Origin of the sequence: Isoptericola jiangsuensis, from assembly GCF_002563715.1 — a bacterium.
Taxonomy (GTDB): domain Bacteria; phylum Actinomycetota; class Actinomycetes; order Actinomycetales; family Cellulomonadaceae; genus Isoptericola; species Isoptericola jiangsuensis.
In genome coordinates this window covers 180,237-199,635 of the sequence record NZ_PDJJ01000001.1, presented here as the reverse complement: position 1 = coordinate 199,635, position 19,399 = coordinate 180,237, and the positions used below count along the sequence as shown (strand labels likewise).

Genomic DNA, 19,399 nt, shown 5'->3' with positions numbered 1-19,399 from the left:
CGAAACGTTATTCTTCACCGATCGCACCCACGACCAGGAGGGCCTGATGGCGGAGCAGGCGTTCCTCGCGCCCGGCGAGGCCGTCGACCTGGACAACTGCGCGCGCGAGCCCATCCACATCCCGGGGCTCGTGCAGCCCCGGGGCGTGCTGCTGGCGCTGCGCACCGACGACACCGTCGTCACGCAGTGCTCGGCGAACCTCGCCGACGTGCTGGGCGTCACCGTCGACGACGCGCTCGGCGCCACCCTGGACGCCGTCGTGGGCGCCGACGCCGCCCGCACCGTGCTCGACCACGTCGCCGCCGGCGGCGACCCGCGCCTGCGCAACCCGCTCGAGATCGAGATCCCCGTGCACGGGGAGCCCGCCCGGTTCGAGGCGATGCTCCACCACGCGCCCGGTGACTCCGCCGACCGGCCCCCGGTGCTCGTCGTCGAGCTCGAACCGTTCTCCGGGCACGCGTCCCTCACGTACACCTCCACGTACGAACCGGTCCGCGACGCCCTCGGTGAGCTCGACCGCGCCACCTCCATGACCGAGCTGTACGACGTCGCCGTGCGTCGCGTCCGCGAGCTCACCGGGTTCGACCGCGTGATGCTGTACCACTTCGACGCCGACTACAACGGGGAGGTCGTCGCCGAGGCGAAGCGCGCCGACCTCAACGCGTTCCTCGGCCTGCACTACCCGGCGTCGGACATCCCGCCGCAGGCCCGCGCCCTGTACGAGAAGAACTGGATCCGGCTCATCTCCGACATCGGCTACACGCCGGTGCCGATCGTGCCCACCGACGACCCCGTCACCGGGCAGCCGCTCGACCTCACGTACGGCACGCTGCGCAGCGTGTCCCCCATCCACGTCGAGTACCTGCAGAACATGGGCGTCGGCGCGTCCATGTCGATCTCGCTGCTGCGCGACGGCCGGCTCTGGGGCCTCATCGCGTGCCACCACTACTCCGGCGCGCACGCCCCGTCGTACGCGGCACGCACCGCCGCGGAGTTCCTCGGCTCCGTGCTGTCGGTGCGGCTCGTCACGCAGGCGGAGGACGACCGGGCGTCGGCCGCGCGCCGGTCCGCGGGCGTCCTCGCCAGTCTCGTCGCGGGCACCCGCGACGACGACGTCCCCCTCGTCACCGCGCTCACCGGGGAACCCGGGCTCCTCGACCTGGTGCCCGCCGACGGCGTGTTCGTCGGTGCCGAGGGCCGGACCGCCCACCAGGGCACCACGCCCGACGACGAGACCTGCCTGCGGCTCGCCCGCGCCGTCGCGGCGCTCGGCGTCGAGGTGCTGGCCACGGACCGGCTCGCCGCCGACCATCCCGCGCTCGCCGAGATCGTGCCCGGCGTCGCCGGCCTGCTCGCGGCCCGGGTGCCGGGCGGCGCGTCCGTCCTGTGGCTGCGCGCCGAGGTCCTCCAGACCGTCGACTGGGGCGGCGACCCGCACAACAAGGCCATCGCCCGCCGCGAGGGCGACACGGTGCGCCTGTCCCCCCGCAAGTCGTTCGACCGCTGGCGGGAGGTCGTGCGCGGCACCAGCGAACCCTGGATCCAGGAGCAGGTCGACGTCGCGACGTCCCTGCGCTCCTACCTCGGCGAGGGCCTGCTGCTGCGCGGGCGCCGCGACATCCGCGCCGCGACCGTGCTGCAGCGCAGCCTCCTGCCCACGTCCCTGCCCCAGGTCGACGGCTGGACCGTCGAGGCCCGCTACGAGCCGTCCGGCGGCGGGCTCGCCGGCGGCGACTGGTACGACGCGCTCGCCCTCGACGACGGCCGCGTCGTCGTCAGCGTCGGCGACGTGTCCGGGCACGGGCTCGGCGCCGCCGCCACCATGGGCCAGCTCCGCAACGCGCTGCGCGCCCTGCTCCTCGCGGGCGGCGACATCGTCGAGGCCGTCGGCCGCGTCGACCACCTGCTGCGCACCACCCTGCCCGGGCAGGCCGCGACCCTCGTCCTGGCCGCCGTCGAGCCCGGCTCCGCCGACGTCACCTACGTGACCGCGGGGCACCCGCCGCCCGTCGTGGTGGGCCCCGACGGGGCCCGCGTCGCCGACGTCCTCGGGGAGCCCCCGCTCGGCGTCGGGCGGCGCGGCGGCCGCTCCGGCACGGTGCACGTCGCGCCGGGCGGCGCCGTCGTGCTGTTCAGCGACGGGCTGGTGGAGCGACGGGACGAGTCCATCGTCGACTCCCTCGACCGGCTGCGGGTTGCCGCAGCCCGGTCCGTCGACCCCGCGACGCTCGTCGCGCAGGTCCGCGCGCCGTCGTCGGCGGACGACGCGACCGTCGTCGTCGTCCGGCGCGACCCGCCGCCCTGAGGCGGCGGGCCGTTCACGCTCACACTGCGGCGGGGGCCTTTGTCCGCACCCGGAACCGGGCCCACACGTGCTTCGAGTCCTGCGTCGTGTACCAGCCGACCTCGTCGGCCAGCTTGACGACCAGCTGCATGCCGAACCCGCCGCCGCCCCGGGTGCTGCCCTGGTCGATGCGGGGAGCCACGGCGGGCGTGCGGTCCTGCACGTCCAGCAGGAACTCGTCCGTCCGTGCGGCGAGCCGCACCAGCACCGGACCCTCACCGTGCTGCAACGCGTTCGTCGCGAGCTCGCTCGCGACCAGCAGCACCGACTCCGGGATCTCCTCCAGGCTGGGCCGTCCGCCCGGCGACGGAGGGAGGGAGGCCACCAGGTCGGCGCGCAGCACCGCCAGGTCCTCCAAGGTCAGCAACGGCCAGGACCGCACCTCGGCGAAGTCCGCAGGCGCAGGCGCGGTGGCGAGTCGTGGAGCCATGATCACGTCCTTCCCGTCAGCCCTGCAGGACGAACAGCGTATCCACACCGCTGAGCCTCAGCAGGTCGAGCACCTTCGGAGGCGTCCCCACCAGCACCGGCGGCGTCGGCTTCGCGGAGGCCGCGTCGTACAGCAGGCGCAGGCCGCCCGAGTCGAGGAACGTGACCTCCGTGAGGTCCACCGTCAGGGCCTCGTCCGCCGTCTCGCGCAGGTGCGTCGCCAGGTCGGGTGCGACCCTCGTCTGCACGGCGGCGTCGACCTCGCCCCACATCGTCCAGCGTGCCCGGTCCGGGTCGATGCGGACCCCGCCGTGCGTCACCTCGTCGTCCACCCGTCACTGCTCCGTCCGCACCGTCCTGCGCCGTGACCGCCACGACCGGACTTATTTTGCCGGAACTTGCGTCAGGCCGATGAATCAGCAGGTCGGAGCAGCAAAAAGTCCGTCGCGCCGAAGAACCGCGCCACCCGCCGCTCCCGCGGGGACAGCAGCGGCGCGGCCTCGTCCAGGCCGATGACGCGCGGTGCGGTCACCTCCACCGACTCGCCGTCGATCGTCAGCACCGCCCGGTCCGCCGCCAGCACGTTCCGCGCCCAGTCCGTCCCCGGCCCGTACGGGAGCGTCACCAGCAGCCCCGCCGACGTCTCCTCCACCGTCACCGGCGTCGCGTACGACCGCCCCGACCGGCGCCCCACGTGGTGCACCACCACCGCGACGTCACCCGGACGGCCCGCCAGGCGCAGCCCGGCCTTGCGCGCGTACCGCCGTTGCAGGCGGGTCACGAACCGCAGCCCCGGCTCCCACTTCGTGCGCATCACCACGACGAGCGCGCCGAACGCCGCGAGCGCCAGCCCCGCGACGGCGGCGACCGCCCTGAGGAACCATCGGACCATCGGGCTCTCCCCTCGTCGGTCTGACCGTTCGCCACCCTACGAGAGGCCCCGGCGACCGGCGACCGGGTCAGGACGCGTCGAAGTACCGGTCCTGCGACCTCGCGCTCTTCGTCGTCGGCGTCGCCACGAGCACGGCCGTCACGTGGCCGGTGACGGGTTCACCGTCTGGTCCGACGGCGGTGGCCGCGAGGCCACGCTCGCCGCCGCCCTCCCACCACGTCTCGTCCTGGACGACGGCGATCGTCACAGGCGGGGCGTCGTCGGTCGCCTGCGCACCGGGTGCGACAAGCACCGTGAGGGCGAGCACGAGGGAGGTTCCTCTCGTCTCGGCCGCGAGGATGCTAGCGGACCTGGAAGTACCGGGTGGGTGACGTCCCGAACTTCGTCGTGGCACTCTTCGCGAGGACCACCTTCAACCAGTGGTGCTCACGAGACAGTCGCGGCAGCGTGATGGTCCGCGCGCCCTGGTGGTGCTTCTTGAGCCGCACCGTCTTCACGGTCCTGCCGTCGACCTTCACGTGGAGCGTGCCGACGTCCGGGATGTTCGAGGGCGAGGACACGCGGACCTTGACCTTGACCCGTTGCGACCCCTCGACCGTCCTGTCGACGATGCGGGCGCGCACCGTGGTCCGGGCCTTCTGGACGGTGATCGACCGGTAGGTGGTGGAGGGCCGGTACAGCGTGTCACCGGAGTAGACGACGCGGAGGGTCGTGCGTCCGGGGCGGATCTTCGTCCCGCCGATCTTCGCGACGGCGTCGCCGTGCGTGTCGAGCCGTCCGCTCCAGAGCCGGGTCGTGCCGCGGTACACGGAGACCGTCCCGGTGGGCGCGGGCTCCCACCGGAACTCGGCGTCGCGGAGCTGCAGGTCCAGGGAGTAGGGCCGCCCCCAGCGCACGTCCCCGTCGACGGAGGAGGTCACGGCGACCCGGTCCCTGGTGACCTCCACGACCAGGGTCGCGCGGGAGTCCGCCAGCAGCGGCGAGCCGGTGAGCCGCACCTCGACGGTGTGCCGACCCGGGGCGAGGTCACCCGCTCCGAGGTCGAAGACGACCGCGCGGTCCCGCATGTCGGCCACGTGCTGCGACCGGAGGCGACGCCCGCCGTCCCACAGCGACACGGTGCCGGCCACGGCCTCGTCCCAGCCGGGGACGTACACGGCGACGTCCCAGGGGGCGGACTTGGTGCTCCAGCGCCCGTCGACGAGCTTGTTCGACCACACCTGCAGCGGTTCGACGGCCTTGGCGACCTCGGTCGAGACGGTCGTCTCGGCCTGCGTGGCGTGGCTGACGAACCGGACGACGAACTCCCGGTGCCCCGTCCGCCCCCTCGTCGGGATGCGGAGCAGCCCACCGTCGTCGCCGTCGTCGTGGACGGAGGACGCGACCAGGTCGCCGGTGCCCGCGTCGCGGAGCTCGAACGTCCCGTCCGACGTGTGGCCGGGCACGTCGATGCTCACCGTCACCCAGGACCTGCTCCCGTAGGCGACCTCGTCCGGCGCGGTGGCCGTCAGGGTCGACTCCGCCGGCCGGTCGACGACCTCGACGGTCCCGTTCCACTCGGCCGGCGCGTAGCCCGGAGGGGCGTCGTAACGCACCGTCACGGGGTGGACACCGACATCGAGCAGGGTGTTGTTGACGACCCGTCCGGACTCCGCGGTGAGGCTCCGGCGGACGCCGTCCACCTCGAGCCAGATCCGCCCGCCGCTCGGCTGCTCCCCGGACTGGGCCGAGACCTGCACGTCGAGGGCGTGGAACGCGGTCGCCGTCGCGTACCAGGGGTACGGCTGGGTGACGTGGAGCGTCGTCGCCACCGCCTCGTCGGTCGCGCGCGCCCCTGGTGCGACGAGCACCGTCAGGGCGAGCACGAGGGCGGTCGTGGCGGCGACGATCCGGGCTCCTGCGCCGTCAGGTCGGACGAGGGTGCCGGTCATGGTGTCTGGGCTGGTCAACGGGTCTCCTCACGTCGTCACCGCAGGCGAACCTAGCGAAGACGCGGGACCTTCGGTGACGGATCGGGCGTCGTGGGCCGAGGATTCACCCGACGTTCACTCGGCGGGTCGGCCGACGGCCGCCTCCGCGGCGGCGGCACGCCGGTCGCGGGCTGCCTGCCGGTCGACGGGCAGCAGCGCGGCGAGCGCCACGAGCACGACGGCGGAGGCCGCGACGAACCAGAAGACGAGGTGCAGGGCGGGCATGAGGTCGGTGGCGCTCGGCGTGCCGTCGACGTGGGCGGTGTGCGTGCTGACGACCACGCCGCACACGGCGACGCCGACGGCGGACCCGAGGGAGCGGGCGAACCCGTTCATGCCGGTGACGGCTCCTCGTGTGGCGTGGGTGGCGGCGGACTGGGCGGCGATGAGGGGCGGCACGGCGGTGAGCCCCATGCCGAGCCCCACGAGGAACGTGGTGGCGGCGACGACGGGCAGCGAGGTGGCCGGCCCGAGCAGCAGCATGAGCGTCGTCCCGACGAGCACCACCGTGGACCCGGTGAGGGCGGTGAGCCGGAACCCGACGCGCAGGAACAGCCGCCCGGAGTTGGATGCGGCGAGCGGCCAGCCCACCGTCATCGCGGCGAGCGCGAACCCGGCGAGCAGCGGCCCGTGCCCGAGCACGCCCTGCGCGTAGATGGGCACGTACGTGGACAGGCCGAGGACGATGACGCCGACCACCAGCGAGATCGCGCTGGCGACGCCGACGAGGCGGCCGCTCAGCAGCCGCAGGTCGAGCACGGGGTGGGGGGTGCGCAGGGCGTGCCGGACGAACAGCGCGGCCAGCACGACCGCGCCGCCCAGCACCCCGACGGACGCGGGGGACGCCCACGCCCAGGAGATGCCGCCCTCCAGCAGGCCGAGGAGGAGCAGGACGCTGGCGCCGCTGAGCAGCACCGCCCCGACGTAGTCGATGGGTTCCCGCTCACCCGTGCGGGGCGCCTCGTGGTAGCGGCGCACGATCATCCACCCGGCGAGCACGCAGAGCGGCAGGTTGATCCAGAAGATCCACCGCCAGCCGACGAACTCGGAGAACACGCCGCCGAGGGCGGGCCCGACGACGGACGACACCGCCCACACGGACGCGAGGTAGCCCTGCGTGCGGGCTCGTTCCTCCAGGGTGTAGATGTCCGCGGCGATGGTCTGGGACACCGGCATGACCGCGCCGGAGCCGAGCCCCTGGAGGACCCGCCCGACGATCATCGCCGTCATCGACCAGGCGGCGCCGCACAGGACCGACCCGGCGAGGAACAGGCCGATGCCGGCGAGGATGAGCCGCTTGCGCCCGAGGACGTCGGACAGCCGCCCGGCGAGCGGGGTGCTGAGCGCGGCCGCCAGCAGGTACGACGTGAACAGCCAGGGCACCTGCTCGAACGAGCCCAGGCTCGTGGCGATCGTCGCGGACGCCGTCGCGATGATGGTGGCGTCCAGCGCGACCAGCGAGGTCGCGAGCATGAGCGAGAGCAGGATCGGGCCGCGCTCGGAGCGCAGCCCGACGGCGGTGGTCGGCGGCACGACCGTGACAAGCCGCCACACCCGTCCCGCATTCCCGGGCGGCGGGGCCGACGCCGCAGGTCAGGGCGGCGGAGGCTCAGTCGCCCGGCCAGTCCCCCGTCAGCTTCTCGAACGCCCGCGCACCGCCCCGCGCCACGAGCGCCTTCGTCACGGAGAAGATCACGCCCTGGACGGTCGCCGCGACGAGCACCTCCCACAGCGGGTACTCCGACTGCAGCGGACCCGGGGCGTCGTCGGGGTGCTTGGGCGCGACCCTCTTGTAGACCTGCTTGAACACCTGCCCGGCGACCACGCCCGCGACGATCGAGCTCGCGATGCCGACCGGCTGGTACAGGATCTTCGCGGCCTTGCCCCCGGACTTCTGGACGCGACCGCCGCTCATCTCGTACTCGGTCATGTCCCGACGCTAGGACGTCCGGGCGCGGTCCGCGCCCCGAAGACTCCCCCGCGTCGAACATGGGGTGCCCGCGTCGACGTGACGTCGAACGACGGCCAGCCCGTCGCACCCGCCACGGCCCCTCCCGGCCGGCCGCCGAGGCCTGCTGGGCGTCAGGGCTGCTCCGGGCTCATCAGGTCGAGCACCTGCAAACCCCCCGAGGCTCGGGCAGCGGCGGCCAGGCGCTTGTCTGCCGTCAGCAACGGCACGTCGAACACGGTCGCCAGTGCCAGGACACACGCGTCCGGCATCCGCACGCGCCCACTGCTGGCGTGGTCCGCCAGCAGCATGGCTTCGGAGCGCGCGTCACGGATCGGCTTGGACACGATGCCCACCAGGGGGCTCTCGACCATCTCCAGCACCGAGTGCCGCGACTCCGGGGGGAACCCGCGCAGCACTTCCGCCATGTTGAGCGGATGGATGTACGCGATCACCGTCCGCTGAGTCTCGGCCTCGGTGTCGATCTCGACCGAGGGCGTGATGTGGTCCAGAGTCCGCTGCACGGCCTCGTGGTGAACGTGCGCGGGGTCCAGAAGCGCTATCAAGACGTTGGCGTCGACGACGACCGGCCCGCTGATCGCCGTCACTCGGCCCAGTCCTGTTCCCGCATCGCCTCCAGCCACCCCGAGCCCTGCGGCCACGGATGCGCCGCGCGCAGCTCGGCCAGCGCCCTGCGTCGGACCTCGCCGCGCGTGGTCGGGTCCGACGTCAGCCGATCGGCACCCACCAGCGCGAGACGCGTCAGCAGCTTGGCGGGCGGGTCGTCCGGCCACACGGTGCGCGCCACCTCCAGGGCGGCGTGCACCTCCTCGGTCTCGGTCACCTGATGACGGTGCAGGGTCGTGGGCATGACACCAGTGTTGCACCATGGTCAAGCGGTGCAACACCTCGCTCCGAGGTCGAGCACGACGCTCGTGGACTCTCCGATGTCGCTACCGGACCAGGCGGATCGCGGCGATGCCGCCGAACGTCGCGCCGTCGTCGGTGGCGCCGTCCGCGACGAACCCGTGGCGCTCGTAGAACCTGATGGCCCGAGGGTTCCGGGCGGCGACCCAGAGCTGCGCGGTGCTCCGTCGGGGAGGACGGCGTCGAGCAGCGCCTGCCCGACGCCGGTGCCGTGGTGCGCGGCGAGGACGTACAGGGTCTGCAGCTCGACGTCCCGCACGGGCGGGTGCCGGGCGTCGACGGCCGGGCGGGCGAACGCGAAGCCGATGACCTCGCCGTCGATCTCCGCGACCGTGGCGTCCAGCCCGTCGTCGAGCCAGCCCTCCCAGACGGTGACGCAGCGTGCGGGTGTCGCGCGCTCCCAGAAGTCGTCGCTCGCCAGCCCGGTGTACGTCTCCACCCAGGAGGCGTGCTGCACCCGGCCGCAGGCCTCGGCGTCGGACTTCACGGCCTTGCGCAGCAGCGTCATGGCGGCACCCTAGCCGCGGTAGGGGGTGCCTTCCGCTGTGGTCGGGGTGTCGTGCGGGACGAGCTTGAGGCCGACGACGGCCCCGACGATGCCGACGAGGAACACCACCTTGAAGACGGAGAGGGACTCCTCGCCGGTGGCCATCGCGTACGACACGGTGAGGGCGGCGCCGACGCCCACCCACACGGCGTAGGCGGTGCCCAGCGGGATGTGGCGCACGGCCCAGCCGAGACCGGCCATGGAGATGCCGAGGAAGACGAAGAACACGATGCTGGGGCCGAGGACGGAGAAGCCCTCGGACGCGCCGAGCGCGGTGGCCCACACGGCCTCCGCGACGGCGCTGAGCAGCAGGATCAGCCAAGCCATGGTCAGCTCACCGCCTTGAGGCCCACGACCGAGCCGACGAGCAGGACGAGCAGCAGGACGCGGGCCACGTTCGGGCGGTCCTGCCCGGTGACGAACCCCCACACCACGGTGAGGGTGGCGCCGATCCCGACCCACACGGCGTACGCGGTGCCGGTGGGCAGGTCGGTCATCGCCCACGCGAGCCCCGCCATCGACGCGACGAGCGCGACGGCGAACAGGACGGTGGGTCGGGGCTTGCGGAAGCCCTCGGAGGCGGAGAGCGCGGCGGCCCACACGGCCTCCAGCACACCCGAGACGATCAGGACGGTCCAGGCCATGACGAGACGCACCTCTTTCGTGGCCGTCTTGTCGTGGTGCGGGTACAGCTCCCTCGTCCGCGAACCCTTCGTCGGGTTCCGGGCACCACGGTACCCACGCGGGGCGCCGGGGTCGATGTCAGAACCGTCACCACCCGGCGTCGGGCCTGGTCAGGCGGGGCGGACGGGCTGCCGCAGGATCGTGCGCAGGCGGTCAGGGGCGGTGCGGCGCGGGTCGCCCAGGTAGACCTCGTGGTGGGGGCCGGCGAACGTCAGCCCGTGGTCGGGCAGGTAACGGTCGTGGAGCTCGGCGAGCACCGGCCCCTCGGCGTCGTACGACCCCACGTGCAGGATCTGCACGCTGCGCCCCTCGGTGATCGTGCGACGCTCGACGAGGTCGAGGGCGGGCAGGTCCTTGGCGGCGCGGACCTGCGCGGTGACGTCGGCGACGAGGTCGGCGCCGACCCAGTCGGGCTGGAGGATCAGCATCGTCCACCGCCACGCGTCCTTCTCGCGCCGCACGAACGTGCCGGGGTCGTCGGCCGTCCACAGGCCTTCGAGGGGCGCGACGACGTAGTCACGTCCGAGCTTCTTCTTGCTCGCGAACTTCACGGCGTACGACAAGCCGTACAGGGCCTCCACGGCCCGGGCGTACGCGGTCGCCGTGTTGGGGTCGCCCTCTCCGTCGACGGCGAGGTAGGTCAGGGGCGGCACGTCGACCTCGACGAACCGCCCCCGCGGCGGGGCGTAGAGCACGCCGTGCAGCCTCTTCAGGTCGACCTTCGGGTGCGCGAGGACGGGCGGGTCGGTGGCGTCGTCGGCCATGTGTCCGACGCTACCCGGCGCCGCCCGCGACGTCCCGGTCCGGCGGGCGGCCCCGTGTGATGCTGGGACCCGACACCGACCGGACGGAGACCGATGAGCCTGACCCGCCTGCTGCCTGCCGCGACGCACCCCCAGGAGGGGTACGACGGGTTCATCGGCTGGGTGCTGAGCCTCATGGAGACCCTGGGCGAGGTGGGGGTCGGCATCGCGGTGCTGGTGGAGAACTTCGTGCCGCCCATCCCGTCGGAGGCCGTGCTCCCCGCGGCCGGGTTCCTCGCCTACGAGGGCCGCATGAGCGCCTGGTGGGCGGTCGTCGCGGCGACGCTCGGTTCCGTCGTCGGGGCGTGGGTGTGGTGGTACCTGGGGCGGCTGCTGGGCCGCGACCGGACGCGCGGGCTCGTCGAGGCCATCCCCCTCATGGACGGCGAGGACTTCGACAAGGCGGAGGCGTTCTTCGCGAGGTGGGGGCGCGTCGCGGTGCTGGTCGGCCGGTGCGTGCCGCTGGTGCGCAGCTTCGTGTCGATCCCGGCGGGCATCGAGCGGATGCCGTTCTGGTCGTTCACGCTGTACACGACCATCGGGTCCGGCGTGTGGAACGCGGTGTGGGTGGGCCTCGGGTTCGCGTTCGGGCCGGCGATCAAGCCCGTCCTGGAGCAGTGGTCGGGCATCCTGTCGAACGCCGTCGTCGTGGTCCTCGCGCTGCTGGTGGTGTGGTTCGTCGTCGTCCGCCTGCGGCGTCGTCGCCAGGAGCGTCGCACCGCGCCCGGACCGCGGGACTGACCCCCACGTCGTCGCCGGTGCGACCAGGGTCGGACCGGGGTGTTGCCGGATACCGGCCGCGTCGCCGCCGTCCGTAGCGTGGAGGCATGAGCGACACCTCGCAGACCCGCAAGCTGTACCGCCCCGTCCAGGGCCGCGTCATCGGCGGCGTGTGCGCCGGGATCGCGGACCACTTCGGCTGGAGCCGCACCACGGTGCGGGTCCTGACGGCGTTGTCCGTGCTGATCCCCGGCCCGCAGGTCCTCGCCTACGTGGTCCTCTGGGTCCTCATGCCCGACCAGCGCAAGGCCTTCGCCTGACACGGTGAGGGCTCGGCGACGCACGGGCCGGCGGTGTCCCGCAGGCCCGTGCGTCGCGGTCGTGCTCAGCCGGCGTGCGTGTCCGACTCGACGATCGGCTCGGACGCGTCCGCCTTCGCCTCGCCCGGCTGGGCGCCCGGTGCACCGAGGTCCGCCTCGCCGCGGACCAGGTCCTCGATCTGCTTGCCGGTGTCGGCGTCGACGGCCTTCCAGTAGGCGAACGCCCGCTCGAGGACGTCGCCCGTCACCCCGCCGAGCAGGTGCCCGGCGACGGTCTTGACGAACGCGGCGCGCTGCCCGTCGTCCCACACGTCGCGCACGAGGGTCCCGGCCTGGGAGAAGTCGTCGTCCCGCTCCCGCAGCGTGTACGCCTGGCGCACCATCTCGCCGTCGGTCTCCCAGCAGGTGTCGACGACGCCGGTGGAGTCGGCGTAGCCCCGCCCGAACGAGTTGGGCGCGTACACCGGGTCGTCGCCGCGGTGGTCGTACGCCATCGGCCCGTCCTGGGTGTACGTGTTCGTCTCGACGCGGGGGCGGTTGACGGGGAGCTGGAGGTAGTTCGCCCCGATGCGGTGCCGGTGCGTGTCCGCGTAGGCGAACGCGCGCCCGAGCAGCATCTTGTCGGGGCTGAACCCGATGCCGGGCACCAGCGCGGACGGCTCGAACGCCGCCTGCTCGACCTGCGCGAAGAAGTTCTCCGGGTTCCTGTTCAGGGTCATCGTGCCGACCTTGATCAGGGGGTAGTCGCGGTGCGACCAGATCTTCGTCAGGTCGAACGGGTTGGTGTGGTAGACCTTCGCGTCCTCGTAGGGCATGACCTGCACCGACAGGGTCCACGACGGGAACTCGCCGCGGTCGATCGCCTCGGACAGGTCACGACGGTGGAAGTCGGCGTCCTCGCCCGCGATGCGGGTGGCGTCGGCGTCGGTGAGCCCCTCCACCCCCTGGTCGGAGTGGAAGTGGTACTTGACCCAGAACTTCTCCCCGGCGGCGTTGACCCACAGGTAGGTGTGCGAGCCGTACCCGTTCATGTGCCGGTAGGTCCGCGGGATGCCGCGGTCGCCCATGAGGTAGGTGACCTGGTGCGCGGACTCCGGGTTGAGCGTCCAGAAGTCCCACTGCATGGTGTTGTCGCGCAGGCCGTTGCCGCCGCGCCGCTTCTGGCTGCGGATGAAGTGCGGGAACTTCATCGTGTCCCGGATGAAGAACACGGGGGTGTTGTTGCCGACGAGGTCGTAGTTGCCCTCGTCGGTGTAGAACTTCAGCGCGAAGCCGCGGGGGTCGCGCCACGTGTCGGGCGAGCCCTGCTCGCCGGCGACCGTGGAGAAGCGGGCCAGCATCTCGGTGCGGGTGCCCGGCTGGAACAGGCCGGCCTTCGTGTACGCGGACACGTCCTCGGTGGTCTCGAAGACGCCGAACGCGCCCGAGCCCTTCGCGTGCACGTTGCGCTCGGGGACGCGCTCCCGGTTGAAGTGCGCCATCTGGTTGAGGAAGTGGACGTCGTGCAGCAGGATCGGGCCGTCCGCGCCGAGCGTGAGGCTGTTGCGGTCGCTCTCCGCGGGTGCACCGGTGTCCGTCGTGGAACCCTGCTGCGACTCGGGCGACGGGTTCGCCTTCACCGACGTGCCGTCGTCGGGCTGGGGGATGTCGGTCATCGTTCCCTCTCCTCCTCGTGGATCGGTGGTCGAGAACCTTGTCAGTCTGCGTCGCCCGGCCGCGATCAGCGACCGGGGCAACGAAGAGGCTCAGTCGGTGCGGGCCGCCGCGGCGCCATGCCGGGCGTCCCGGCGCAGGTAGCCCCACGCGAGCACCACGCAGACCGCACCGTTGAGCAGGCCCGCCGTCACGTCCGCCGGGCCGTGCATCCCCCGGTACAGACGCGACGTGCCGACCGCGAACGGGATCACCAGGCACACCGTCGTCAGCGTCACGCGCAGCGCACGGTTCTCGATCCGCTGCGCCAGCATCGCGAGCGTGAACCACAGGGCGGCCGACGCCCCCGTGTGCCCGCTGGGGAAGCTCGACGTCGGCGGGGCGTCGTCCAGCTTCTCGACGTCCGGGCGCTCGCGCCCCACGACCAGGGACGACGTGAGGAAGATCAGCGCCTGCAGGGACACCGCGAGCGCCGGCACGACGGCGAACCACCACTGGCGGGTGCGCCACCACACCAGGATGACGGTGAGCGCGGTCGCGCCGATGACGAACTCCGTCATCCCCAGGTGGCCGACCCATTCGGTGACGGTGTTCATGACGGGGGTGCGACGCTCGGCGAACCAGCCCTCGATGCCGTCGCCGGCGGGCAGGTCGCCCAGGGGTTCGACGATGAGGAACCCGAGCCCGACGATCAGGCACCACAGGGCGGCGGCCGGGAGCAGCGCGCGCAGCGCCAGGTCGCGGCCGAACTGCCTGCCGCTGGGTCGGCTCTCGTCGAGCTCGTAACGGTGGACGAACGTGTGCATTCAGGCCTCCGGTGCTGCGGTGCCGGTGGAGGGGTTCCACCCGCGGTAGCCGAGATAGGACGAGACCGACACGACGGTGCCGAGGAGCAGGCCGGCGACGACGTCGGTCGGGAAGTGCACGCCGAGGAAGATGCGGTCGGCGCAGGTGAGCAGGGCGAACAGGGTCGCGACGACCGGCACCACGACCCGTCCGCGGCGGCCGAGCAGCGGCCAGACCAGGAGGGTGAGGGTGACGGCGGCGGTCGCGGCGGACGTCGCGTGCCCGGACGGGAAGCTGTAGCCGGGCGCGTCGAGCAGGGCGTCGTCGACGAGCGGGCGCACGCGCGCCACGAGCAGCTTGGCGAGCTGCACGAGCCCCCAGGACACCGCGAGGGTGACGACGGCCCACAGGGACCGGGACGCGAGACCGTGCCGGCGCCAGGTCCACAGCGCCAGCAGGGCGCCGGCGGCGATGACGAGCCCGGGCTGCGTGATCGCGGACCAGGCCGACCAGAAGGTGTGCAGCGCAGGGTGCGCGACGGTGACGGCGACGGCGGCGTCCACCACGGCCTGGTCGGCGTCGTGCAGGGCGCCGTTGGTGCGGACCAGCCACGCGAGGACGAGGAACGGCACGAACCCGGCCAGGCCCCAGGCGACGGCCCGGGTCAGGGCCTGGGTGCGGGTACGGGTCGCTCGGCTCGGCATCCCCGGGACGCTAGCGGCAACCTCGCGCCCGCGCGCGGCGAGATGTCCGCTCTGTGGCGCTCACCACGGGTCGAGCACCGGGCCGGGGTCGGGCAGCGGGACGGTGCACTCGGCGAGCGCGCGGCCGTCGGTGGCGTCGGCGAGGACGGTGCGGGCGGTCCATCCGGCGGGGTCGCCCGGCACCTCGACGGCGGCCGTGCCGCCGACCTGCGCGGGCAGCGTGGACATGAGGTAGGTGTCGCCGCCGGCGGGGACGTCACCGGTGAGCTCGCCGGTGCGGTCGTCCGCCACGGAGCTCAGCGTGTACCCGTCGGACGAGCGCAGCTCGAGCGAGACGACGACGGGACCGACCTCGGGACCGGCCTCGGGACCGGCCTCGTCGTCGAGGCCGAGGCCGGTCGTCCAGCCGGCCACGACCTGGGTCGTCGGCTCCCCGTCCCGGCGCACGCCCAGCCGCGACTCCCAGGGCTGCGTCTGGGTCGTCTCGACGATCGTGGTGGCGGCGAGGGGCCCGTCGCCGCGGCAGGAGGTGGGCACGGGTTCGGTCCGGTCGACCCCGCCGCCGGTCACGAGGCACGCCGCCGCGGCGAGGGCGCACCCGGCCAGGGCCGCCGTGCTGGTGATCCACGACGGCCACCGCAGGCGGGGGGCGACGCGTCGGACCCACGCGACCAGGGGGTGCGGGTGCGGGCGGGTGGAGCGGACGACCACGGTGCCGAGCAGGGAGTCGGCCCACGTGCGGCCCTCGTGGTGCCAGGCGGCGCGCAGGTAGCCGAGCATGAGGATCGCGTCGAGGAAGTGCGCGAACCAGCGCAGCAGGGTGCCCGCGAGGCCGATCGGCCGGTGGGACCGGGCGTCGACGACGGCGATCCCGACGGCCCGCTTGCCCGGCGTCATGCCGGTGCACGCCTGGAGGACGGCGAGGACGAGCAGCGTGCCGCCCGTCCACCACACCGCGTGCTCGGGCCGCACGTCGTCCGGGCTCTCGCCCCACACGGGCAGCGTCGCCAGGCCCAGGGACGCGCCGGTGGCGAACCAGACGGGGCGGGTGTCCACCGTGCCGCGCCCGTCCGTGGAGGTCATCCGCCACTTTTGCCTGACAAGTTTCAAAAGATCGTGCGCAACCTCCTGACATCTGCTCCGCGAGCGCCTAAAGTGAGCAGCGCCACACCGGCCACCGCCACATGCGCAAGGGAGCGTCATGAGCACTCGATCCACCGGCCGTCGCCTCGCCGCGGCCACCGCCACCTCCGTCGCCGTCCTCGGCGTCACTGCCCTGGGCGCCGCACTGCCCGCCACCGCCACCGCCGTCGACGCGGACGACGACTACGAGATCCTCGTCGTCGGCGAGACCCTCGGGTTCCGCCACTCCCACATCGACGAGGTCACCCACGCCCTCATCGGCCTCGGCCAGGACAACGGGTTCACCGTGGACGTCTGGGACCCGCCGAACACCTCCGCCGGCTGGTGGGGCCCCGGCTCGCCGGGCCAGCCCGACCTCACCCTCCCCTCCACGCCGTTCACCAGCGCCGAGGCGCTCGGGCAGTACGACTCCATCGTGTTCGTCTCCCCCGTGGACAACACCAACAGCCTCAACCCCGCCACCCCGCGCCTCCTCGACGACGCCGAGGTCGCCGCGCTGCAGGGCTACGTGCACGCCGGCGGAGGCGTCGTCGGCCTGCACGCCGCCACCGACTCCATGCACACCAACGCCTGGTACACGCAGCTCGTCGGCGGCGGCGCCCGGTTCTCCGGGCACCCCCAGCAGCAGTACGCCACCATGCGCGTCGAGAGCCCCGCCCACCCGTCCATGGAGGGCGTCCCCCTCGAGTGGGAGCGCTGGGACGAGTGGTACAACTACACGCTCAACCCGCGTGACAACGTCCACGTCCTCATGACGCTCGACGAGTCCACGTACACCGGCGGCACCATGGGCGAGGACCACCCGATCGCCTGGTGCCAGAACTTCGAGGGCGGCCGCTCCTGGTATCAGGGCGCCGGCCACGTCGAGGCGTCGTGGACCGACCCGGTCTTCCTCACCTCCGTCCTGCGGGGCGTGGAGTGGACCGCCGGGAAGGTCGAGGGCGGCGGCAACTGCGTCACCTGGTCCGAGGTCGACGCCCTCGTCGACGAGCTCGCCGACGGCAACGCCCGCGACCGCGCCGCCGCGAAGATCCTCGACAAGAAGCTCGACCAGGCCCAGCAGCTCGCCGACGCCGACAAGCCCCTCAAGGCCGTCGTCGTGCTCCGCACCACCGCGGTGCTCGCCGACGCCCTCGTGCGCGGCGACGCCGGCGACGTCCTGCAGGACAAGGTCGAGGACATCGCCGACTGGCAGAAGGGTCTCGCCGAGGCCGGTCTCTGACAGCCCGCACCCCGGACCGCCCGGTGCCCCACGGCGCCGGGCGGTCCGTGCGTGCGGAGAGGTCCAGCATCGGCGGCGTGGTCGACCGGCGACCACACCTCGTCAACAACTGACGGCCAACTCCCAGGGGTCGAGCACCCGCACCCAGAGAATCCCGCCGTAGGCGGGCCGATCTCCCCCACAAGGTGGTGGTGCGCAGCCGGGCCGGGCAGCGAGGATCGTCCGCATGACGACGCCCGCCCGCCCCGCCGACCGTCGATGGGTCGCGTCCGCCGTGATGGCGGGCCTGCTCGCCCTCCTCTTGCTGACATCGCCCTTCATCTGGACGATCCCGTACGCGGACTACGTGGCCGAACCGAGCAGCGCTCTGCTCCCCGTCGACCCATGGCTGGCCCAGGTGTCGTGGTTCGACGCTCCCTACCAGTTCAGCCTCTTCGTCAGTGCGCTCGGTGGGGTGAGCTGCATCGTGGCCGTCCTGCTCAGCCGCGGACGGCCGGTGACCGCGACCGTCCTCGCAGCGTGGCCTTTCGTGACCATTCTCCTGATGGGCACGTTCGTGTGGGGCTGGTGGCTGGCGCTGCTGATGATCACGTGCCTGGTCCTGCAGGACTCCTGGCGCCGCGCCGTCGTCCCGCTCGTCGTGACGGTGGCGATCGCGTGGCTCTACGCACTCACCGGGGTGCCCGCCGCGCTCCCGATCGGCCCGGTGAACGCGGGCGACTACGACGGTGGCCGCGCGATCTCCGCGGGGCTGATCTACACCGCCGCCGTGGCGCTGGTCGTCGGGGTCGCCGCGGTGATCCGCGTGGCGAACCGGGCGATCAGGCGCAGCGACGCCGCTGCGGCCACCGAGCGGCGCGCGCTGGAGGTGGAGTCGGTCGCTGCGGAGCGCGCCAGGCTGGCCCGCGACCTGCACGACGTCGTCGCGCACCACGTGTCGCTGGTGGCGGTGCGGGCGGAGTCGGCGCCGTACTCGCACCCGAAGATGGACACGGCGACCCGGGAGGTCCTGGCCGCCATCGCCTCCGACGCGCGTTCGGCGTTGGGCGAGCTGCGGCAGGTACTGGCGGTGCTGCGCCGCAGCGACGAGGCGGAGCGCGCTCCGCAGCCAGGCGCGTGCGACGTCGCGGACCTCGTCGCGGCGGCCCGGGCGGCCGGCCAGGACGTGACGCTGACGGGACGCTGCGAGGACGTACCGGACGCGCAGGGGTACGTGCTCTACCGCGCCGTGCAGGAGGCACTGACGAACGCGCGCCGGCACGCCCCGGGCGTACCGGTACGGATAACGCTCTCGGACGTGTCCGCCGTGATCGGCCTGCGCGTCACCAACGCGACATCGGGGCGGGGCGCGATCGACCCGGGCCGCGGGCTGATCGGCATGCGGGAGCGGGTGGAGGCGCTCGGAGGCGACCTGAGCGCCGACGTGGAAGACGGCGAGTTCGTGCTGGTCGTGACGCTCCCGGTCGGCCCGGAGGTCAGTCAGGAGCGAGGAGCGCCGTCGGGGGACACGACCTCGTGGAACGTGCCCGCTGTGGCGGCCACGCCCGTGGACGGCCAGGCATGACGCGCGTCGTCGTCGCCGACGACCAGCCCGTCGTCCTGCACGGATTCGCCGCGATCCTCGGGTCGGCGCCGGACCTGGAGGTCGTCGGGACGGCGGCCGACGGCGCCGCGCTGCTGGAGGTCGTCGCGCAGACGGAGGCGGACGTCGCCGTCGTGGACGTACGCATGCCCGTGCTCGACGGGATCGCCGCGACGGCCCGGATCGTGTCCGACCATCCCGGCACACGGGTGCTGATCCTCACGACGTTCGACCTGGACGAGTACGTGTTCGACGCTCTGCAGGCCGGAGCCAGCGGGTTCCTGCTCAAGGATGTCACCGCCGAACGCCTGATCGAGGGCGTCCGGATGGTCGCGGACGGCTCGATGCTGCTGGGCCCCCAGGTGACACGCCGCCTCGTCGACGACTTCGCGGCCCGCCGCGGGGGCTCGGGCCCGCGCCGTGCCGCGCTGGACTCGTTGACTGCCCGCGAGACGGACGTGCTGCTCGCCGTCGCGCGTGGGTTGTCGAACGCGGAGATCGCGAGCGCGCTGTTCATCGGCGAGCAGACCGTGAAGTCGCACGTCTCGGAGGTGCTGCGCAAGCTCGGCCGTCGCGACCGCGTCCAGCTCGTCATCACCGCCTACGAGTCCGGCCTGGTGCCCTGACGCGGACCGGACGGCGCCAGGACCTCCCGCCGCACCGGGCAGGGCCGTGACCTGGGCATGAGCAGCGTCACGCCCGCAGCGGTCGACCCGGGCGTCCGG

Annotated in this window: 23 protein-coding genes and 1 riboswitch; of the genes, 6 read left to right on the top strand and 17 right to left on the bottom strand. The window is 73.1% G+C overall.

Annotated features, from left to right (window positions below; genetic code table 11):
• Window positions 1-46 precede the first annotated feature (46 nt).
• The gene (locus tag ATJ88_RS00900; RefSeq protein ID WP_098462050.1) at window positions 47-2,305 is read left to right on the top strand and encodes a SpoIIE family protein phosphatase; all 2,259 of its coding nucleotides are present in this window, start codon (window positions 47-49) and stop codon (window positions 2,303-2,305) included.
• Window positions 2,306-2,324: 19 nt separating this feature from the next.
• Here ATJ88_RS00900 and ATJ88_RS00895 read toward each other — a convergent pair whose 3' ends face one another.
• The 13 genes from ATJ88_RS00895 to ATJ88_RS00840 form a co-directional block, all read right to left on the bottom strand.
• Window positions 2,325-2,774, bottom strand: a complete 450-nt coding sequence (locus ATJ88_RS00895; RefSeq protein WP_098462049.1) for an ATP-binding protein — start codon at window positions 2,772-2,774, stop codon at window positions 2,325-2,327.
• Between the two features lie 16 nt (window positions 2,775-2,790).
• Complete coding sequence (locus ATJ88_RS00890; RefSeq protein ID WP_098462047.1) at window positions 2,791-3,105, bottom strand: STAS domain-containing protein; 315 nt, start codon at window positions 3,103-3,105, stop codon at window positions 2,791-2,793.
• Between the two features lie 71 nt (window positions 3,106-3,176).
• Window positions 3,177-3,665 (bottom strand): nitroreductase family deazaflavin-dependent oxidoreductase, encoded by a 489-nt coding sequence (locus tag ATJ88_RS00885; RefSeq protein ID WP_211287432.1) that lies wholly within the window; start codon window positions 3,663-3,665, stop codon window positions 3,177-3,179.
• A 67-nt stretch (window positions 3,666-3,732) separates the two neighbouring features.
• Window positions 3,733-3,972, bottom strand: a complete 240-nt coding sequence (locus ATJ88_RS00880) for a hypothetical protein (protein ID WP_098462046.1) — start codon at window positions 3,970-3,972, stop codon at window positions 3,733-3,735.
• Window positions 3,973-4,006: 34 nt separating this feature from the next.
• Window positions 4,007-5,614, bottom strand: coding sequence for an Ig-like domain repeat protein (locus ATJ88_RS00875; RefSeq protein WP_141538582.1), 1,608 nt, complete (start codon window positions 5,612-5,614; stop codon window positions 4,007-4,009).
• 96 nt (window positions 5,615-5,710) lie between these two features.
• Window positions 5,711-7,168: an MDR family MFS transporter gene (locus tag ATJ88_RS00870; RefSeq protein WP_245852035.1), complete on the bottom strand. Its 1,458-nt coding sequence runs from the start codon at window positions 7,166-7,168 to the stop codon at window positions 5,711-5,713.
• Between the two features lie 76 nt (window positions 7,169-7,244).
• Window positions 7,245-7,565: a DUF4235 domain-containing protein gene (locus ATJ88_RS00865; protein WP_245852034.1), complete on the bottom strand. Its 321-nt coding sequence runs from the start codon at window positions 7,563-7,565 to the stop codon at window positions 7,245-7,247.
• Between the two features lie 152 nt (window positions 7,566-7,717).
• Window positions 7,718-8,191 (bottom strand): type II toxin-antitoxin system VapC family toxin, encoded by a 474-nt coding sequence (locus tag ATJ88_RS18225; protein WP_170023473.1) that lies wholly within the window; start codon window positions 8,189-8,191, stop codon window positions 7,718-7,720.
• On the bottom strand, window positions 8,188-8,454 hold the full coding sequence (locus ATJ88_RS18220) for a hypothetical protein (protein WP_170023472.1): 267 nt from the start codon (window positions 8,452-8,454) through the stop codon (window positions 8,188-8,190). Before ATJ88_RS18220 ends, ATJ88_RS18225 begins: the two co-directional genes overlap by 4 nt.
• A 21-nt stretch (window positions 8,455-8,475) precedes the next feature.
• Entirely contained in the window at window positions 8,476-9,018 is a 543-nt protein-coding gene (locus tag ATJ88_RS00855; protein ID WP_245852033.1) for a GNAT family N-acetyltransferase, read from the bottom strand.
• A 9-nt stretch (window positions 9,019-9,027) separates the two neighbouring features.
• Complete coding sequence (locus tag ATJ88_RS00850) at window positions 9,028-9,384, bottom strand: DMT family transporter (RefSeq protein ID WP_098462041.1); 357 nt, start codon at window positions 9,382-9,384, stop codon at window positions 9,028-9,030.
• Window positions 9,385-9,386: 2 nt separating this feature from the next.
• Window positions 9,387-9,701 (bottom strand): DMT family transporter, encoded by a 315-nt coding sequence (locus ATJ88_RS00845; protein ID WP_098465029.1) that lies wholly within the window; start codon window positions 9,699-9,701, stop codon window positions 9,387-9,389.
• Window positions 9,702-9,717: 16 nt separating this feature from the next.
• Window positions 9,718-9,783: riboswitch (guanidine-III (ykkC-III) riboswitch) on the bottom strand.
• Between the two features lie 68 nt (window positions 9,784-9,851).
• Entirely contained in the window at window positions 9,852-10,505 is a 654-nt protein-coding gene (locus tag ATJ88_RS00840) for a GyrI-like domain-containing protein (protein WP_098462040.1), read from the bottom strand.
• A gap of 93 nt (window positions 10,506-10,598) precedes the next feature.
• On the opposite strand from ATJ88_RS00840, the gene ATJ88_RS00835 reads away from it, so the two are divergent.
• Together ATJ88_RS00835 and ATJ88_RS00830 are read left to right on the top strand one after the other, a co-directional pair.
• Complete coding sequence (locus ATJ88_RS00835; RefSeq protein ID WP_098462038.1) at window positions 10,599-11,285, top strand: DedA family protein; 687 nt, start codon at window positions 10,599-10,601, stop codon at window positions 11,283-11,285.
• A gap of 86 nt (window positions 11,286-11,371) precedes the next feature.
• Window positions 11,372-11,584, top strand: a complete 213-nt coding sequence (locus ATJ88_RS00830; protein ID WP_098462037.1) for a PspC domain-containing protein — start codon at window positions 11,372-11,374, stop codon at window positions 11,582-11,584.
• Between the two features lie 65 nt (window positions 11,585-11,649).
• On the opposite strand, the gene ATJ88_RS00825 is transcribed toward ATJ88_RS00830, so the two are convergent.
• From ATJ88_RS00825 to ATJ88_RS00810, 4 genes are all read right to left on the bottom strand, one after another.
• Window positions 11,650-13,239 (bottom strand): catalase, encoded by a 1,590-nt coding sequence (locus tag ATJ88_RS00825; RefSeq protein WP_098462035.1) that lies wholly within the window; start codon window positions 13,237-13,239, stop codon window positions 11,650-11,652.
• Window positions 13,240-13,329: 90 nt separating this feature from the next.
• The gene (locus ATJ88_RS00820; RefSeq protein ID WP_098462034.1) at window positions 13,330-14,043 is read right to left on the bottom strand and encodes a phosphatase PAP2 family protein; all 714 of its coding nucleotides are present in this window, start codon (window positions 14,041-14,043) and stop codon (window positions 13,330-13,332) included.
• Window positions 14,044-14,727: a phosphatase PAP2 family protein gene (locus ATJ88_RS00815; RefSeq protein WP_098462032.1), complete on the bottom strand. Its 684-nt coding sequence runs from the start codon at window positions 14,725-14,727 to the stop codon at window positions 14,044-14,046. It lies immediately after the preceding gene.
• 60 nt (window positions 14,728-14,787) lie between these two features.
• Entirely contained in the window at window positions 14,788-15,810 is a 1,023-nt protein-coding gene (locus tag ATJ88_RS00810) for an RDD family protein (protein ID WP_170023471.1), read from the bottom strand.
• A 118-nt stretch (window positions 15,811-15,928) separates the two neighbouring features.
• On the opposite strand from ATJ88_RS00810, the gene ATJ88_RS00805 reads away from it, so the two are divergent.
• The 3 genes from ATJ88_RS00805 (at window position 15,929) to ATJ88_RS00795 (ending at window position 19,300) form a co-directional block, all read left to right on the top strand.
• Window positions 15,929-17,092: a ThuA domain-containing protein gene (locus tag ATJ88_RS00805; RefSeq protein ID WP_098462029.1), complete on the top strand. Its 1,164-nt coding sequence runs from the start codon at window positions 15,929-15,931 to the stop codon at window positions 17,090-17,092.
• Window positions 17,093-17,318: 226 nt separating this feature from the next.
• Complete coding sequence (locus tag ATJ88_RS00800) at window positions 17,319-18,656, top strand: sensor histidine kinase (RefSeq protein ID WP_098462024.1); 1,338 nt, start codon at window positions 17,319-17,321, stop codon at window positions 18,654-18,656.
• The gene (locus ATJ88_RS00795) at window positions 18,653-19,300 is read left to right on the top strand and encodes a response regulator transcription factor (RefSeq protein ID WP_098462023.1); all 648 of its coding nucleotides are present in this window, start codon (window positions 18,653-18,655) and stop codon (window positions 19,298-19,300) included. Before ATJ88_RS00800 ends, ATJ88_RS00795 begins: the two co-directional genes overlap by 4 nt.
• Window positions 19,301-19,399 lie beyond the last annotated feature (99 nt).

Coding starts and splice junctions, on each gene's coding strand:
- ATJ88_RS00900 (WP_098462050.1), top strand. CDS start 47: ATGGCGGAGCAGGCGTTCCTCGCGCCCGGCGAGGCCGTCGACCTGGAC.
- ATJ88_RS00895 (WP_098462049.1), bottom strand. CDS start 2,774: ATGGCTCCACGACTCGCCACCGCGCCTGCGCCTGCGGACTTCGCCGAG.
- ATJ88_RS00885 (WP_211287432.1), bottom strand. CDS start 3,665: ATGGTCCGATGGTTCCTCAGGGCGGTCGCCGCCGTCGCGGGGCTGGCG.
- ATJ88_RS00865 (WP_245852034.1), bottom strand. CDS start 7,565: ATGACCGAGTACGAGATGAGCGGCGGTCGCGTCCAGAAGTCCGGGGGC.
- ATJ88_RS18220 (WP_170023472.1), bottom strand. CDS start 8,454: ATGCCCACGACCCTGCACCGTCATCAGGTGACCGAGACCGAGGAGGTG.
- ATJ88_RS00855 (WP_245852033.1), bottom strand. CDS start 9,018: ATGACGCTGCTGCGCAAGGCCGTGAAGTCCGACGCCGAGGCCTGCGGC.
- ATJ88_RS00850 (WP_098462041.1), bottom strand. CDS start 9,384: ATGGCTTGGCTGATCCTGCTGCTCAGCGCCGTCGCGGAGGCCGTGTGG.
- ATJ88_RS00845 (WP_098465029.1), bottom strand. CDS start 9,701: ATGGCCTGGACCGTCCTGATCGTCTCGGGTGTGCTGGAGGCCGTGTGG.
- ATJ88_RS00840 (WP_098462040.1), bottom strand. CDS start 10,505: ATGGCCGACGACGCCACCGACCCGCCCGTCCTCGCGCACCCGAAGGTC.
- ATJ88_RS00835 (WP_098462038.1), top strand. CDS start 10,599: ATGAGCCTGACCCGCCTGCTGCCTGCCGCGACGCACCCCCAGGAGGGG.
- ATJ88_RS00830 (WP_098462037.1), top strand. CDS start 11,372: ATGAGCGACACCTCGCAGACCCGCAAGCTGTACCGCCCCGTCCAGGGC.
- ATJ88_RS00825 (WP_098462035.1), bottom strand. CDS start 13,239: ATGACCGACATCCCCCAGCCCGACGACGGCACGTCGGTGAAGGCGAAC.
- ATJ88_RS00820 (WP_098462034.1), bottom strand. CDS start 14,043: ATGCACACGTTCGTCCACCGTTACGAGCTCGACGAGAGCCGACCCAGC.
- ATJ88_RS00815 (WP_098462032.1), bottom strand. CDS start 14,727: ATGCCGAGCCGAGCGACCCGTACCCGCACCCAGGCCCTGACCCGGGCC.
- ATJ88_RS00810 (WP_170023471.1), bottom strand. CDS start 15,810: ATGACCTCCACGGACGGGCGCGGCACGGTGGACACCCGCCCCGTCTGG.
- ATJ88_RS00805 (WP_098462029.1), top strand. CDS start 15,929: ATGAGCACTCGATCCACCGGCCGTCGCCTCGCCGCGGCCACCGCCACC.
- ATJ88_RS00800 (WP_098462024.1), top strand. CDS start 17,319: ATGACGACGCCCGCCCGCCCCGCCGACCGTCGATGGGTCGCGTCCGCC.
- ATJ88_RS00795 (WP_098462023.1), top strand. CDS start 18,653: ATGACGCGCGTCGTCGTCGCCGACGACCAGCCCGTCGTCCTGCACGGA.